Genomic DNA, 16,140 nt, shown 5'->3' with positions numbered 1-16,140 from the left:
TCTCCCCCCCCCCCCCCCCCCCCCCCCCCCCCCCCCCCCCCCCCCCCCCCCCCCCCCCCCCCCCCCCCCCCCCCCCCCCCCCCCCCCCCTTCTCCCGGGGCTGCGCCCCCGGACCCCTTTGCGGGGCCTGCGGCCCCTGCACCCCGCTTGGGGGCTCCGCACCGGACCCCGCTCCTCAGACGCCGGAGCGCTGAAATGTGGCCGGACCCCGTTCTGCCCTTAGGGGCGCGAGGAACTGCGCGACCAGCCCTCACCGGGCCCGCAGACGAACACGGGTCCAGGGGCGCAGCCCCGCACCGGGGCCTGGGCGCGGAGCCCCCGGGGAAGAATCCCCCCGCCCCACCACGTTCAATGGACCGGGTGCGTCACCAGAGGCGCCGCCGGAAACATGGGAGCGGGCGTGAGTGACGTGCAGGGCTCGGTGGACCCGGGGTACGAACCGGTCAGGGACGCCTTCGTCCGTAACTTCACCCACCGCGGAGACCACGGCGCCGCCGTCGCCGTGTACCGGGACGGGCGGAAGGTCGTCGACCTGTGGGGCGGGACCAAGGACGTCGACGGCCAGGCGCCCTGGGCCGTCGACACCGCCCAGATCGTCCGCTCGGCCACCAAGGGCATAGCCGCCGCCGTCCCCCTCCTCCTCCACCAGCGCGGCCAGCTGGACCTGGACGCGCCCGTGGCCACGTACTGGCCCGGGTTCAAGGCGAAGGGCAAGGAGCGCACGCTCGTCCGGCACCTCCTCTCGCACCGCGCCGGCGTTCCCGCCCTCGACCGGCCCCTCACCCCCGCCGAGGCCGCCGACGGCGAGTCAGGACCGGCCGCGGTCGCCGCGCAGGCTCCGTTCTGGGAGCCGGGGTCCGGGCACGGGTACCACGCCCAGACGTACAGCTGGCTCCTCGGTGAGCTCGTCCGCCGCGTCACCGGCCGCACCCTCGGCCGCTGGGTCGCGGAGGAGATCGCCCGGCCGCTGGGCGCCGACTTCTGGATCGGGCTGCCAGAGGACGAGGCCGGGCGGGTGGGGCGCGTGGGACCGACGGAGGCGCCCCACGTCCCCGGCGCCATCACCCTGCGGCCCAAGCGCGCCGTCTCCGCCGCGTACGAGGACCCCGCCTCCCTCACCCGCCGCGCCTTCGGCGCCATCGACCCGCTCCCGGACGAGAACGACCCCGCCTACCGCGCCGCCGAACTCCCCGCCTCCGCCGGTATATCCACCGCCCGCGGCCTCGCCCGCTTCTACGCGGCGGCCATCGGCGAGGTGGACGGGCGCCGCCTCTTCGCCCCGGCGACGGTCGCGCTGGCCCGTACCGAGGAGTCGGCGGGCCCGGACCGGGTCCTGGTAGTCAACACCCGCTTCGGACTCGGCTTCATGCTGCACGGCCCGGCGTCGCCGCTCCTGGGCCCCGGCTCGTTCGGGCACCCGGGCCGCGGCGGCTCGCTCGGCTTCGCCGACCCGGAGTCGGGCATCGCCTTCGGCTACGTCACCAACGGCCTCCAGAAGGGCGTCACCGCCGACCCGCGCGCCCAGGCCCTGGTGCGCGCGGTCCGCGAGGCAGTCGGGTAGCGGTTACGCCTTCGCCGCCGCCGTCCTCGGGTCGAAGCCGAACGGCAGCTCCAGGCGGTGCGTGCGCATCAGTTCGTCATCCGACAGGACGTCCGCCGTCTTGCCGTCCGCCGCGATCGTCCCGCCGCTGAGGATCACGGACCGGCCGCACAGCTCCAGCGCGTACGGCAGGTCGTGCGTGACCATCAGTACGGTGACGTCCAGCGCCCGCAGGATGTCGGCCAGTTCGCGCCTGGACGCCGGGTCCAGGTTCGACGACGGCTCGTCCAGGACCAGGATCTCCGGCTCCATCGCGAGCACGGTCGCCACCGCGACCCGGCGGCGCTGGCCGAAGGAGAGGTGGTGCGGCGGCCGGTCCGCGTACTCCGCCATCCCCACCCGCTCCAGCGCCTTGTGCACCCGCGCCTCCAGCTCCGCCCCGCGCATCCCCGACGCGGCCGGGCCGAACGCCACGTCCTCGCGGACCGTGGGCATGAAGAGCTGGTCGTCGGGGTCCTGGAAGACGATGCCGACCCGGCGCCGGATCTCGGCCAGGTTCCGCTTCTCCACGGGGAGCCCGGCCACCGTCACCGAGCCCGCGCCGCCGGTCAGGATGCCGTTGAGGTGCAGGACCAGGGTCGTCTTGCCCGCGCCGTTGGGGCCGAGCAGCGCGACCCGCTCGCCGCGCCCCACCGTCAGGTCGACGCCGAACAGGGCCTGGTGGCCGTCGGGGTAGGCGAAGGCGAGCCCGCTCACGTGCAGCGAAGCGGGCGCGGAGGCAGTTGCAGATGTGTTCACAGGGTCCACCCCAAGAGACAGATGACCAGAGCCGACGCGGGGAGCACCGCCGCGTAACGCCATTGCGCACCGGTCGCCGTCACATCGTCGATGACCGGCATCGAACCCGCGTAACCACGGCTGACCATGGCCAGATGTACGCGCTCACCGCGCTCGTAGGAGCGGATGAACAGCGCGCCCGCCGACTTGGCGAGGACGCTCCAGGCCCGCAGGCCCTTCGCCTCGAAGCCGCGCGAGCGGCGGGCGATCGACATCCGGCGCATCTCGTCCGTGATCACATCGCCGTAGCGGATCATGAACGAGGCGATCTGGACCAGGAGCGACGGGAGTTTGAGTCGCTGGAGGCCGAGGAGCAGCGCCCGCAGGTCCGTGGTGGAGGCCAGGATCACCGAGGCGGCGACCCCGAGCGTGCCCTTGGCCAGTACGTTCCACGCGCCCCACAGCCCGTTCTCGCTCATCGACAGGCCGAGCACGTGCACCTGCTCGCCCGGCACCACGAACGGCATCAGCACGGCGAACGCCACGAACGGCACCTCGATCAGCAGGCGCTTGAGCAGGAAGCCCACCGGGATCCTGGCCGCGCCCGCCACCGTGCCGATCAGCACCGCGTACAGCCCGAAGGCCCAGATCGCCTCGCGCGGGGTCGAGACGACCACGATCACGAAGAGGAAGACGGCCGCGATCTTGCAGTGCGGGGGCAGGTCGTGGACCGGCGAGACGGCCTGCCGGTACATCTTGTGCGTGTGGCCCGCGCCCATGTCAGACCTTCTCCGTCCGGGGCACGGCGGTGGGCGTGGCCTCGGCCGCGGCGGCGCCGCGGCGGCGCACCACCCAGAAGATCCCGCTGCCGACGCCGACCGTCACCGCGACTCCGGTCATGCCCGCGAGGCCGGTGGCGAGGCGGTCGTTGCCGATGTCCTTGACCGAGTAGCCCGCGAGCAGCGAGTCCTCGGTGGCGTGCTTCTTCTCCTGGGTGTCGATGCCCTTGTCGTGGGCCACCTTCTCCAGGCCGTCGGGCGAGGCGGACGCGTAGAAGGAGAAGAATCCCGCCACGAGGAGGGCCGCGACGACGAACGCGGCGCGGACCCTGTGCGTGGAGCGGGCCGCGGCGGGTACGGGCTCGGGAGCGGGGGCGTCGACCAGTTCGCCGCCCACGCGGAGCTTCAGCGGGGCGTGCAGTCCGCGGGCCCCGTGGACGAGGTCGGGCCGTACGGCGATGACCGCGCCCACGGTGAGCGCCGTGATCGCGGCCTCGCCGATGCCGATCAGGATGTGCACGCCGACCATCGCGGTGAGCACCTTGCCGATGGGGACGTCGGTGGTGCCGCCGACCGAGTAGATCGCGGTGAAGGCGAGGGCGGCGGCCGGGACGGAGAGGAGGGCGGCGACGAAGGTGGCCGCGGTGATGGAGCCCCGCCTGCGGGGCAGCACCTTCACCAGGCCGCGGAAGACGGTGTACGCCACGACCGTCGTCACGATCGCCATGTCGGTGATGTTGACGCCGAGCGCGGTGAGGCCGCCGTCGGCGAAAAGGATGCCCTGCATGAGGAGTACGACGGAGACACAGAGGACGCCGGTGTACGGACCGACGAGTATCGCCGCGAGCGCCCCGCCGAGCAGATGGCCGCTGGTGCCGGCCGCCACGGGGAAGTTCAGCATCTGCACGGCGAAGATGAACGCCGCGACCAGACCCGCGAGCGGGGCCGTCTTCTCGTCGAGTTCACGTCGGGCCCCGCGCAGGCTGACCGCGATGGCGGCCGCCGCGCCTACTCCGGCTATCGCGGAGACGGGGGCGTTGATGAATCCGTCCGGGACATGCATGGGTGGTCTCCGCTGGGGCCTGGATGGCTGGAACCATTCGACTGAACTGCTCGATGATAGTCGTGCACCTGCGAACAGCTTGCAAGAGCGCGTGAGTGAGATTTACGAACCGTTCTCACGCCCGGCACGCCCCCCAAAATATGCGACATTTGATGACAAAGAACATGAACAACTATGCGGAGCCAGGCAGAGCCAGCGTGAGGAGCGACTGATGTCCCCCGCCGTCGAGGAGCACGCCCGCGCGAGGATCGTCTCGGACGCCCCGCACCACCGCGCCGTTCCGGTCGCCCTGCGCTACGACCCCGCCGAAGACCCGCTGACCGTGCGCTTCGAGTTCCCCGGGGGCAACGAATGGGTCTTCCCGCGCACGCTGCTGGAGGCCGGACTTCGCGGTCCCGCCCGCCGCGGCGACATCGTCGTCTGGCCGTGCGGCCGGGCCCAGACCGTCCTGGAGTTCCACTCCCCGGACGGCGTCGCGGTGGTCCAGTTCGACAGCTCTCCCCTGGTCCGCTTTCTGCGGCATACGTACAGCGTGACGCCCGCGCCGAGCGGACGGGCCTAATCGCCCCGGCGTAGCCGGACGTACGCAACGAAAGAGCCGGCCCCTACGCGTGATGCGTAGGGGCCGGCTCGGCCGCACGGTCCGTTCAAGGGGCGCGGCGCAGCCGCTCCGGTGGAGCCGGTGCTTGCACCGGGGGGCCGTGGGCGTCAGGAGGTGACGGTCAGACGCGCGCGAGCTCGCGGTCGTCGTCGCCGTCGGACGCCTTCGCCGCGTGGGCCTTCAGGCCCTCCCCCTCGACGTCGACGTTGGGCAGGATCTTGTCGAGCCAGCCCGGCAGCCACCAGGCCTTCGAGCCGAGCAGCGCGAGCACCGCAGGGACGATCGCCATACGGACCACGAAGGCGTCGAAGAAGACCGCGATCGCGAGGGCGAAGCCGATCATCTTGATCATCTGGTCGCTGGCCCCGATGAAGCCGGAGAAGACCGCGATCATGATCACCGCGGCGGCCGTGACCACCCGGGCGCCGTGCCGGAAACCGGTCACGATCGCCTGGCCGGGACGCTCACCGTGGACGTACGCCTCGCGCATCCGGGTGACGAGGAAGACCTCGTAGTCCATGGCCAGACCGAAGACCACTCCGACCATGAAGATCGGCATCATCGACATGATCGGGCCGGGGTTCTCCACCCCGAAGAGCCCGCCGAGCCAGCCCCACTGGAAGACCGCGACGACCGCGCCGAGGGCGGCGACCACCGAGAGCAGGAAGCCGAGGGCCGCCTTCAGCGGAACCAGGATCGAGCGGAAGACCACCATCAGGAGCAGGAAGGCCAGGCCCACCACGAGCGCCAGATAGGGCAGCAGGGCGTCGTTCATGCGCTGCGAGAAGTCGATGTTCATCGCGGTCGCGCCGGTGACCAGGACCTCGGCCTTGGTCTCGGACTTGATGTCCTTGCCCGCGTCCCGGATCGAGTGGACCAGGTCCTCGGTGTCCGTGGAGGACGGCTTGGACTTCGGGATCACCGTGATGGTCGCGGTGTCGCCCTCCTTGTTGAGGGCGGGCGCCATGACCTCGGCGACGTCCGGCAGCTTCTTGATGGTGTCCGCGGTGCGGTCGGCCGCGCCCTTGGCACCGCCGGCCTTGGCGCCGTCCACGACGATCATCAGCGGGCCGTTGAAGCCCGGGCCGAAGCCGTCGGAGAGCGAGTCGTAGGCGCGGCGCTGGGTCGTCGACGTCGGCTGCGAGCCGTCGTCGGGCAGACCCATCTCCAGGGAGGCGGCCGGGACGGCGACGACGCCGAGCCCGATCACGCCGGCGAGCAGCACCCAGACGGGCTTGCGCAGCACGAGGCTGGACCAGCGGGTGCCCATGTTCGGCTTGGCCTCGGCCGGCGAGGGGACCTTGCCGGCGTCCATCGCCTTGCGGGTACGGCGGCCGAAGACGCGCTTGCCCGTGAACCCGAGCACCGCCGGGATCAGGGTGAGTGCGATGAGGACCGCGATCACGACCGTACCGGCCGCGGCCACGCCCATCTTGGTGAGCATCGGGATGTTGACGACCGCGAGGCCGCACAGGGCGATGACGACGGTCAGACCGGCGAAGACGACCGCGGAACCGGCGGTTCCGACGGCCCTGCCTATCGCTTCCTCGCGGTCCCGGCCCTCGCGGAGCTCGGCCCGGTAGCGCGAGACGATGAAGAGCGCGTAGTCGATGCCGACCGCGAGGCCGATCATCGAGGCCAGCGTCGAGGTGGTGTTGCCGAGGTCCAGGACGTTGGCGAGCGCGGTGATGGTCGAGACGCCGATGCCGACGCCGATGATGGCGGTGACCAGCGGAAGCCCGGCCGCGATCAGCGAGCCGAAGGTGATCATCAGCACGATGCCGGCGATCACCACACCGATGATCTCGCCGGAGCCCGTCTCGGGCTTGGCCTGGAGCGCGTCACCGCCGATCTCGACGGTGAGCCCGGCCTTCTCGGCGGCCTTGCCGGAGTCCTCCAGCGACTTGCGGTCGCTGTCCTCCAGGGCCATGCCGTTGACCTTGTACTTCACCGATATGTACGCGGTGGAGCCGTCCTTGGAGACGGCGCCCGCCTGATACGGGTCGGTGACCGAGGAGACCTGGTCGGACCCCTTGGGCAGGTCGGCGACGACCTTGCTGACCTGGGCCTTGCTGGCCGGATCGTTCATCGTCCTGCCGGCCGGGGCCTTGAAGACGATACGGGCGGTGGCGCCGTCGGCGCTGCCCCCCGGGAAGCGCTGTTCGAGCAGGTCGAAGGCCTTCTGGGCCTCCGTTCCCGGCATCGAGAAGGAGCTGGCGGAAGGAGAGGATGCGGACGCGGCGCCGAATCCGGCGAGGAACAGCAGCGCCACCCACACCAGGGCGACATAGCGGCGGCGCCGGAAGGCGAACCTGCCGAGTCGGTAGAGGAACGTGGCCACGAGGGCGTACTCCCGGTCGGGTCGATGGAAACAGGGCGTGGATAACCAGCCCGACGACGAGAGCGGCGTACGTCAGGTGGGGCAGGTTGGTGGGGAGCTAGACGGGATCGCCGAGGGCGGGGAGGACCACGGCGTCGATGTAGTTTCCGAGGAAAGCCTTGTCCACCGGCTTGTCCTCGACGAGCTGCCGGGCGACGAAGGCGCCGACCAGCATGTGTACGACGTAGGGGATCGCGGGACAGTCCGCGCGGACCTCCCCGCGTTCCACCGCGCGCCGCAGCACCTGGTCGAGGCCGGTGATCTCCGGCTCGATCAGCACTTCGCGCAGCGCCTGGTGGAGGTCCGGGTTGTCATGGACGGCGCGCATCAGACCCCGCATCAGCGCGGAGTCCTTCTCCAGCTTGCAGTCGTCCTCAAGACCGACCAGCTCGTGGAAGTCGCGGCGCAGCGAGCCGGTGTCGATCTGGTGGAGACCGACCGGCTTGTTGTGCCGCAGCGCCCGCGCGACCAGCTCCGGCTTGTTCCCCCACTGACGGTAGAGGGTTGCCTTGCTGGAGCGGGTACGGGCGGCGACGGCGTCCATCGTCAGGGCGTCGTAGCCGACCTCGCGCAGCAGGTCGAGCACCGACTCGTACAGCTCTGCCTCACGTTCGGCCGTGAGCCTGCTTGCCATTTCTCGACCTCCCATCCGAACGAAACGGTTTCGTACTCGTTCGAAGATATCGCTCTGCCTGAGCGAAACGAAACCGTTTCGCTTGTGTTCTGTGCCACAACTGACAGGGCTCCATAAGTTGCCTCACCCCCGTCACGCGGAAAGCATTGACGAGTGAGCGACGCACGCGAGGACGACCAGCAGCCGGCGCCCGTGACCGAGGGCGCATACCTCCGCTTCCCGCATCTGCACGACGACTTGATCTGCTTCGCCGCCGAGGACGACCTGTGGGTCGCGCCCCTGGTCCCGGCCGGCCACAGCCCGTCGCGGGCCTGGCGGGTCACCGTCGACCGCACCAAGGTCAGTCATCCCCGGTTCTCCCCCGACGGGAAACAGATCGCGTACACGACCTGGCGCAGCCTGGACCCGGAGATCCACCTGGCCCCCGTGGGCGGCGGCCCGGCCCGGCGGCTGACCTACTGGGGCTCCGCCGACACCCGGGTCTGCGGCTGGACCCCCGACGGTCACATCCTGGCCGTCTCCTCCCACGGCCAGCCCTTCTCGTACTTCTCCTGGGCCTACAGCGTCCCCGCCGACGGCTCCCCCGGCGGGCGGCTGCCCTGGGGCCCGGTCTCGGACATCGCGGTCACCGACCTCGACGGCGAGCGCCGCACCCTGCTGCTCACCGGCAAGCCGCCGCACGAGCCCGCCGCCTGGAAGCGCTACCGGGGCGGCGCCATGGGCCGGCTGTGGCTGCACGGCGAGCGGCTGCTCCCGGACATCGGCGGCCATCTCGACTCGGTGATGTTCGTGGCGGACCGCATCGCGTTCCTCTCCGACCATGAGGGCGTCGCCAACCTCTACTCCTGTCTGCCCGACGGCTCCGACCTGCGCCGCCACACCGACCACGACGAGTACTACGCCCGGCACGCCTCCTCGGACGGGCACCGGGTGGTCTACCAGTGCGCGGGCGACCTGTGGATCGTCGACGCCCTCACCCCCGAGTCTGCCCCGCGCCGTCTGGACGTGCGCCTGGGCGGCCCGCGCGCCGGACGGCGTACGTACCAGGTGCCCGCCGCCAGCCACGTGGACGCGCTCTCGGTCGACACCACCGGCCGGGCCAGCGCGGTCGTGGTGCGCGGCAGCCTGTACTGGCTGACCCACCGCGACGGCCCGGCCCGCACGATCACCGACACCGCGGGCGTACGGGTCCGCCTGCCCGAGATGCTCGGCACCGGCGGCCAGGTGGCGTACGTGACGGACGCGGACGGCGAGGACGCGGTGGAGATCACCTACCTGCCCCGGGCCAGCGGCGAGCGCGAGCCGAGGCGGCTGGCCTCCGGCGAGCTCGGCCGGGTCCAGGAGCTGCTCTCCGACCCGGAGGGCGAACGCCTGGCGATCGCCTCGCACGACGGCCGGCTGCTGCTGATCGACGCCACCGAGGAGTCCAACGGCGAGGCCACCGAACTGATCCGCTCGATCAACGGACCCGTCCGCGACCTGGCGTTCTCGCCGGACGGCTGCTGGCTGACCTGGTCCCACCCGGGCATCGGCCGCTCGCTGCGCCAGATCAAGATGGCCCGGATCTCCGGGCCGGGCGCGCGGGTCATCGTGGATGTCACCAACGGCCGCTTCGAGGACGAGAACCCGGTGTTCACCCGGGACGGCCGCTATCTCGCCTTCCTCTCCTGGCGCGGCTTCGACCCGGTCTACGACGTCCACACCGGCGACCTCTCCTTCCCGCTCGGCTGCCGCCCGTATCTGGTGCCGCTCTCCTCGGCCACCCCCTCCCCCTTCGCGCTGCTGCCCGACGGGCGCCCGGCCGCGGGCGGGCTCGACCCGCTGGACGACTCGGGCGACGGCACGGTGACGGTCGAGGTGGAGGGTCTGGAGAGCAGGGTGACGCCGTTCCCGGTGGCGGCCTCCAAGTACTCGGCGCTGAACCCGGTGTCCGGCGGCGGGCTGGTGTGGCTGCGCTGGCCGATCTCGGGCGCGCTGGGCGAGACCTTCGCCAACCCGGCGGACACCTCGGGCCGCCCGACCCTGGAGCACTTCGACATCACCAAGGCGCGCAAGGCCGAACTCGTCGACCACCTCGACTGGTTCGCGGTGAGCGGCGACGGCAGCCGACTGGTGGTCGTCGACGAGGGCGAGCTGCGGGCCGTGCCCGCCACCGAGTCCGGCGACACCGACTCCACGGTCTACCTCGACCTGCGCCGCGTCCTCCACGAGGTCGACCCGCCCTCCGAGTGGCGCCAGGCGTACGACGAGGCGGGCCGGATCATCCGCGCGTACTTCTGGGAGCCGCGGATGTGCGGCATCGACTGGAAGGCGGTCCTCGACCAGTACCGCCCGCTGGTCGAACGGGTCGCCTCCCCCGACGAGTTCGCGGACCTGCTGCGCGAGGTCCTCGGCGAGCTGGGCACCTCGCACGCGTACGTCTCGGCCGCCCGCAGGAACGAGGGCCCGCCCCACTACCAGCGCCCCCAGGGCCTGCTCGGCGCCAACTTCGTCCACCGCGAGGACGGCTGGATGGTGCGGCGCATCCTGCCCGGCGACTCCTCCGACTCCAAGGCCCGCTCGCCGCTGGCCGGCACCGGCATCCGCGAGGGCGCGGTGCTCACCCATGTCGACGGCCGCCCGGTGGACCCGGTGGCGGGCCCGTACCCGCTGCTCGCGGGCTCGGGCGGCACGACCGTCGAGCTGACCTTCGAGCCCGCCGAGGGTGAGGGCCGCTCGCGCCGGGTCGCGGTGGTCCCGCTGGTGGACGAGCGCCCGCTGCGCTACCAGGACTGGGTGGCCAAGCGCCGTGCGGTGGTGCGGGAGCTGAGCGGCGAGAAGTGCGGCTATCTCCACATCCCGGACATGGGCGGCTCGGGCTGGGCCCAGTTCAACCGGGACCTGCGGCTGGAGATGTCCCGCCCGGCACTGATCGTCGACGTACGCGGCAACGCGGGCGGCCACATCAGCGAGCTGGTGATCGAGAAGCTCACCCGCAAGATCATCGGCTGGGACCTCACACGCGACGCCCAGCCCGTCTCGTACGCCTCGAACGCCCCCAGGGGCCCGGTGGTGGCCCTGGCCGACGAGGCGACCTCCTCCGACGGCGACATGATCACTGCGGCCTTCCGCCTCCTCAGGCTCGGCCCGGTGGTCGGCCAGCGCACCTGGGGCGGTGTGGTCGGCATGACCGGCCGCCACACGCTGGGCGACGGCACGGTGATCACGGTGCCGATGAACGCGGCCTGGTTCGACAGGTACGAGTGGTCGATCGAGAACCACGGGGTCGAGCCGGACCTGGAGATCCTGCGCACCCCGCTGGACTGGGCGGAGGGCCGCCACGCCCAGCTGGACGACGCGGTCCAGCTGGCGCTGGATCTGCTGTCCGGTACGCCCGCGGCCACGCCGCCCGGGTATACGAACACTCCGGATCGGCGGCGCCCGGAGCTGCCGCCCCGCTGAGCGCGGTGATTCGTCTGCGGACCGTGGTGGGTTGCTCGCGCAGTTCCCCGCGCCCCTAAGAATGCGCCCCTGCGGGGCGCCCAGGGCATGCCGCGCAGCGGCATTTCAGGGGCGCGGGGCTGTGACATTTGCGGCTCCGCCGCGATGGGGGTCCCCCCTGTTCGAGCGAAGCCGAGAACTTGGGGGAGCGACCAGCCACAGACGGTCCGCAGACGAACACCGACCCGCTCACACCTCTTCCGCGCCCTCCGCCAACCGGCGGTCCATCGCGAGGGAGAGTTCGGCCTCGACCACGTGCTTGGCCAGCGGGCGCAGCCGGGCCGGGTCCTGGTCCGAGGCGTGGGTGTGGAGAAGGTCGACGAACAGGCGGGCCAGGGCGTCCGCGTGGGAGCGGACCTCGCGGCCCGCCGCCAGGACCGCGGCCAGCGGGATGCCCTCGCGGACGAGCGCGGCCGAGACGTCGAGGAGGCGGCGGCTGATGTGGACGATCTCCTCGCCGTCGACCGCGAGGTAGCCGAGGTCGAGGGCGGCCGCCAGGTTCTCCGGGGTCACCTGGCCCGCGAAGTGGTCCGCGAGGGCCTCGGGGGTGAGCCGGACCGGGGTCTCCTCGGTCGGCTCGACCAGGCCGAGCGCCTCGCCCGCGTCGCGGCCGGACTCGAACGCGGCGGTCAGGTCGGCGATGCCGGAGAGGGTGTGGCCGCGTTCGAGGAGCGCGGCGATGGTGTGCAGCCGGGCCAGGTGGTGGTCGTCGTACCAGGCGATGCGGCCCGCGCGGCGCGGCGGCGGGATGAGGCCGCGCTCGCGGTAGAACCGCAGGGTGCGCACGGTGATGCCGGCCTTGGCGGCCAGCTCCTCCATGCGGTACTCGCGGGGCGGGGCGGGGGTGTCGCCCCCGGGTGCGCTGCCGTCTCCTCCGTCTGCCACGCCCGCCAGCCTATGTTGTACCGCCAGTAACTTTCCCCGGCCGGACCCCTACCGCTCGGTATGCCGCTGCTCTACTCTCCCAACTGTGCCAGTGATTACTGGCACAGTTGCGCGTCATGGAGACTCTCCGCACAGACGTCCTGCATGGAGGCGGTGGCATGGTCCAGCACGAGCGCGAGCCCGAGCACGTACGGGTGGCGGTGATCGGGTCCGGATTCGGTGGACTCGGGGCCGCGGTCCGGCTGCGGCGGGAGGGGATCACCGACTTCGTCGTCCTGGAACGGGCCGGGTCGGTCGGCGGGACCTGGCGGGACAACAGCTATCCCGGGTGCGCCTGCGACGTACCGTCCCATCTGTACTCGTTCTCCTTCGCGCCCAACCCGGACTGGCCGCGCACGTTCTCCGGGCAGGAGCACATCCGGGCCTATCTGGAGCACGTCGCCGACACCTTCCGGCTGCGCTCCCACATCCGCTTCGACCACGAAGTGACGATGATGCGGTGGGACGGCGAGCAGTTGTACTGGGTCGTCGAGTGCGCCAACGGCGCCACCCTCCACGCCGATGTCGTCGTCTCCGCGACCGGGCCGCTCTCCGACCCCAAGATGCCCGAGATCCCCGGCCTCGACGGCTTCCCCGGCAAGGTCTTCCACTCCGCCCGCTGGGACCACGACTACGACCTGCGCGGCAAGCGCGTCGCCATGATCGGGACCGGCGCCTCCGCGATCCAGATCGTCCCGGCCATCCAGCCGCAGGTCCGCAGCCTCACGCTCTTCCAGCGCACCCCGCCCTGGGTCATGCCGCGCGTGGACCGGGCGATCACCGCCCCCGAGCGCTGGCTGCACCGGCAGCTGCCGTTCACCGGGGCCGCCCGCCGCGGACTGCTGTGGGGCATCCGGGAGTTGCAGGTCAGCGCGTTCACCAAGCGGCCGGGCGAGCTGGGGCTCGTCGAGTCGCTGGCCAAGCGGAACATGGCCCGGGCCATCAAGGACCCGGCCCTGCGCGCCAAGCTGACGCCGGACTACCGCATCGGCTGCAAGCGGATCCTGCTGTCGAGCGCGTACTACCCGACGCTCGCCGAGCCCAATGTGGACGTCATCGCCTCCGGGCTCAGCGAGGTGCGCGGCTCCACGCTCGTCGCCGCCGACAGGACCGAGACCGAGGTCGACGCGATCATCTTCGGTACCGGCTTCCACGTCACCGACATGCCGATCGCCGACCGCGTCGTCGGCGCGGACGGGCGCACGCTCGCGGAGACGTGGAAGGGCGGCATGGAGTCGCTGCGCGGCGCCACCGCCGCCGGGTTCCCCAACTGGATGACGATCATCGGGCCCAACACCGGTCTCGGGAACTCCTCGATGATCCTGATGATCGAGTCCCAGCTCAGCTATATGGCCGACTATCTGCGGCAGTTGGACGTCCTCGGGGGCCGCGTCGCGCTCGCCGCCCGGCCGTCCGCCGTGGGCGCCTGGAACCGGCGCGTCCAGGAGCGCATGAAACGGACCGTGTGGAACACCGGCGGCTGCACCAGCTGGTACCTGGACGCCAGCGGGCGCAACACCACCATCTGGCCCGGCACCACCGGCGAGTTCCGCAAGGCGACCCGCGAGGTCGACCTCGGGGAGTACGAGGTGGTCCGCGCCCGGGCCGCCGAGCCCGCCCCGGCGGCGCCGAAGCCCCGCAAGGGCCGCAAGGCGTCCGGTGCCGGTACCCCCGAGGCGGTGGCCTCATGAGCCGCACGAGCTTCCCGCGCCGCCCCGCGCACGTCACCTCGGGCCCCTTCGCCCCGCCCGCCCCCTCCCGTACGCTCACCGCCGTCTCCGCCGACGGCGCCCGGCTGCACGTCGAGGTGCACGGGCCCGAGGGCGCGCCGGCCGTCGTCCTCGCACACGGCTGGACCTGCTCGACCGCCTTCTGGGCCGCGCAGATACGCGCACTGGCCGAGGACCACCGGGTCGTCGTCTACGACCAGCGCGGCCACGGCCGTACGGCCGCGAGCGCCGTCTGCTCCGCCGACGCGCTCGCCGACGACCTGGAAGCGGTGCTCGCCGCGACGCTCGCGCCGGGCGAGCAGGCGGTGCTCGCCGGGCACTCCATGGGCGGTATGACGCTGATGGCCGCCGCCCGGCGCCCGGGGCTGCGCGAGCACGCGGCGGCGGTGCTGCTCTGCTCCACGGGCAGCTCGCAGCTGGTCGCCGAGTCGCTGGTGGTGCCGCTCCGGCCGGGCCGGCTGCGCACCCGGCTGACCGGCGCCGTCCTCGGCTCGAAGGCCCCGCTCGGGCCGGTCACGCCGGTGGCCAAGAAGATCCTGCGGTACGCGACGATGGGCCCGGGGACCGCGCCGGACCGGATCGAGGCGTGCGCCAGGATCGTGCACGGCTGCGGCCGGGGTCCCCGCTACGCCTGGTCGCAGGTGCTGGCCGAGCTCGAAATCGACGCCCTGGTAAGGGAGTTGAGGGTACCCACCGCCGTGGTGGCGGGGACGGCCGACCGGCTCACCCCGCCGGTGCACGCCCGGCGGATCGCGGCCGCGCTGCCCGTCTGCGTGGGGCTCACCGAGCTCACCGGCATCGGGCACATGACCCCGGTGGAGGCCCCGGAGGTCGTCACGGAACGCATCCGTGAACTGGTTCGTACGTATGTGGCGGTCGAGGAGGACGTGGCATGAGCAGGGTGAGCCTGGAGGGGCAGGTCGCGGTCGTCACGGGCGCGGCCCGGGGCGTCGGCGAGCTGCTGGCGCGCAAACTGTCGGCGCGCGGCGCCAAGGTGGCCTTGGTCGGCCTGGAGCCGGACGAGCTGAAGCGGGTGGCCGCGCGGCTGCACACCGAGGCGCAGTCGTGGTTCGCGGACGTCACCGACCACGAGGCGATGGCGCGGGTCGCACAGGAGGTCAAGCAGCGGTTCGGCAAGGTCGACATCGTGGTCGCCAACGCGGGCGTCGCCTCGGGCGGCCCGTTCGTGGACTCCGACCCGGACGCGTGGCGGCGGGTCATCGAGGTGAACCTGATCGGCGGCGCGGTCACGGCGCGGGCCTTCCTGCCCGTACTGATGGAGAGCCGTGGCTACTTCCTCCAGATCGCCTCGCTCGCCGCGATCACCCCGGCGCCGATGATGACGGCGTACTGCGCGTCCAAGTCGGGTGTGGAGGCCTTCGCGCACAGCCTGCGCGCCGAGGTGGGTTACAAGGGCGTACGGGTCGGGGTCGGGTATCTGTCCTGGACCGACACGGACATGGTGCGCGGGGCGGACCAGGACGACGTGATGCGCGAGCTGCGCCGGCGGCTGCCGTGGCCGTCCAACCGCACATATCCGCTGGGCCCGGCCGTCGACCGGATCGTGGCCGGCATCGAGCGCCGCTCCTCGCATGTGTACGCGCAGTGGTGGCTGCGGGGGATGCAGTCGGTGCGCGGCTATCTGCCCGCGGTCATCGGGGCCGTGGGCCAGCGCGAGATGCGGCGCTTCGAGCCCCGCCTCGCGGGCGTCGGGCGGGGGCTCGTGGGCCCGGGCGGGGCCGCCGACGAGCAGGAACGCACGCTCCGTGACCTTCCGTAACTGATCGAAATGCGCGGTATGTCCAGCCGTGTCACGCTGATCGAGGCCCGGGGGAGCCGCGGGAACAGCCCCGGCACCCGGCCCCTCATACCCCTTCAGGAGTGAACTCGATGGGCACCAAGGACCAGTTCCAGGACAAGGCGAAGCAGGCCCAGCAGAAGGGCCAGCAGGCGATGAGCTCGAAGAAGGACCAGCAGCAGGAGCGCTCGCGGCAGGCTCAGCAGAAGGGCCAGCAGATCCCGGACGAGGCCCAGCGGGCCTCGCAGGAGCAGCAGGACAAGTTCGACATGGACTACGACGCCTGACGCTTCGCGCTTTCCGCGTGCAAGAAGCGGGGGGGGGGGGGGGGGGGGGGGGGGGGGGGCGCGTCCTGCCTGCCTGCTAGTCCTCCTCCCACTCCACCCCCCCTCCCCCACTACCCTCCATCCCCCCCCCCCCCCCCCCCCCGCCTC

Annotated in this window: 13 protein-coding genes; 7 read left to right on the top strand and 6 right to left on the bottom strand. The window is 72.1% G+C overall.

The features are described from left to right. The first annotated feature begins 388 nt into the window (after positions 1 to 388). Positions 389 to 1,561 carry a serine hydrolase domain-containing protein gene (locus ACZ499_RS03995; RefSeq protein ID WP_468409907.1) on the top strand — a complete coding sequence of 391 codons (1,173 nt, stop codon included), beginning with the start codon at positions 389 to 391 and terminating at the stop codon, positions 1,559 to 1,561. A gap of 3 nt (positions 1,562 to 1,564) precedes the next feature. Here ACZ499_RS03995 and ACZ499_RS03990 read toward each other — a convergent pair whose 3' ends face one another. From ACZ499_RS03990 to ACZ499_RS03980, 3 genes are read right to left on the bottom strand one after another with little or no spacing between them, the layout of a single operon-like run. After that, entirely contained in the window at positions 1,565 to 2,338 is a 774-nt protein-coding gene (locus tag ACZ499_RS03990; protein ID WP_468409905.1) for an energy-coupling factor ABC transporter ATP-binding protein, read from the bottom strand. Further along, a complete protein-coding gene (cbiQ, locus tag ACZ499_RS03985; protein ID WP_468409903.1) occupies positions 2,335 to 3,096 on the bottom strand; it encodes a cobalt ECF transporter T component CbiQ in 762 nt (253 codons plus the stop codon). Before cbiQ ends, ACZ499_RS03990 begins: the two co-directional genes overlap by 4 nt. A 1-nt stretch (position 3,097) precedes the next feature. Then, a complete protein-coding gene (locus tag ACZ499_RS03980; RefSeq protein WP_468671934.1) occupies positions 3,098 to 4,159 on the bottom strand; it encodes an energy-coupling factor ABC transporter permease in 1,062 nt (353 codons plus the stop codon). A gap of 211 nt (positions 4,160 to 4,370) precedes the next feature. Between ACZ499_RS03980 and ACZ499_RS03975 the strand changes: the two genes are divergently transcribed. Then, positions 4,371 to 4,721 (top strand): SsgA family sporulation/cell division regulator, encoded by a 351-nt coding sequence (locus ACZ499_RS03975; RefSeq protein ID WP_385548571.1) that lies wholly within the window; start codon positions 4,371 to 4,373, stop codon positions 4,719 to 4,721. Between the two features lie 160 nt (positions 4,722 to 4,881). Here ACZ499_RS03975 and ACZ499_RS03970 read toward each other — a convergent pair whose 3' ends face one another. Both ACZ499_RS03970 and ACZ499_RS03965 read right to left on the bottom strand, forming a co-directional pair. Further along, positions 4,882 to 7,101 carry an MMPL family transporter gene (locus tag ACZ499_RS03970; RefSeq protein WP_468671931.1) on the bottom strand — a complete coding sequence of 740 codons (2,220 nt, stop codon included), beginning with the start codon at positions 7,099 to 7,101 and terminating at the stop codon, positions 4,882 to 4,884. A gap of 97 nt (positions 7,102 to 7,198) precedes the next feature. After that, positions 7,199 to 7,774: a TetR/AcrR family transcriptional regulator gene (locus tag ACZ499_RS03965; RefSeq protein WP_385548577.1), complete on the bottom strand. Its 576-nt coding sequence runs from the start codon at positions 7,772 to 7,774 to the stop codon at positions 7,199 to 7,201. A 153-nt stretch (positions 7,775 to 7,927) separates the two neighbouring features. Here ACZ499_RS03965 and ACZ499_RS03960 point away from each other — a divergent pair, with 153 nt between their 5' ends. Beyond that, entirely contained in the window at positions 7,928 to 11,215 is a 3,288-nt protein-coding gene (locus ACZ499_RS03960; RefSeq protein WP_468671928.1) for a S41 family peptidase, read from the top strand. Positions 11,216 to 11,443: 228 nt separating this feature from the next. Here the strand turns inward: ACZ499_RS03960 and ACZ499_RS03955 are convergent, their stop codons facing one another. Continuing rightward, on the bottom strand, positions 11,444 to 12,073 hold the full coding sequence (locus ACZ499_RS03955; protein ID WP_468672104.1) for a MerR family transcriptional regulator: 630 nt from the start codon (positions 12,071 to 12,073) through the stop codon (positions 11,444 to 11,446). A gap of 224 nt (positions 12,074 to 12,297) precedes the next feature. On the opposite strand from ACZ499_RS03955, the gene ACZ499_RS03950 reads away from it, so the two are divergent. The 4 genes from ACZ499_RS03950 (at position 12,298) to ACZ499_RS03935 (ending at position 15,993) form a co-directional block, all read left to right on the top strand. Continuing rightward, positions 12,298 to 13,869, top strand: coding sequence for a flavin-containing monooxygenase (locus tag ACZ499_RS03950; RefSeq protein WP_468672102.1), 1,572 nt, complete (start codon positions 12,298 to 12,300; stop codon positions 13,867 to 13,869). Next, positions 13,866 to 14,804, top strand: coding sequence for an alpha/beta fold hydrolase (locus ACZ499_RS03945; RefSeq protein WP_468671926.1), 939 nt, complete (start codon positions 13,866 to 13,868; stop codon positions 14,802 to 14,804). The genes ACZ499_RS03950 and ACZ499_RS03945 overlap by 4 nt, the downstream gene beginning before the upstream one ends. Then, on the top strand, positions 14,801 to 15,688 hold the full coding sequence (locus tag ACZ499_RS03940; RefSeq protein ID WP_468671925.1) for an SDR family oxidoreductase: 888 nt from the start codon (positions 14,801 to 14,803) through the stop codon (positions 15,686 to 15,688). Before ACZ499_RS03945 ends, ACZ499_RS03940 begins: the two co-directional genes overlap by 4 nt. Before the next feature lie 110 nt (positions 15,689 to 15,798). Continuing rightward, complete coding sequence (locus ACZ499_RS03935; protein ID WP_468409886.1) at positions 15,799 to 15,993, top strand: hypothetical protein; 195 nt, start codon at positions 15,799 to 15,801, stop codon at positions 15,991 to 15,993. Positions 15,994 to 16,140: the final 147 nt, after the last annotated feature.

The organism is Streptomyces sp. NPDC031265, assembly GCF_055570295.1.
This window is presented reverse-complemented; position numbering and strand designations above follow the sequence as displayed.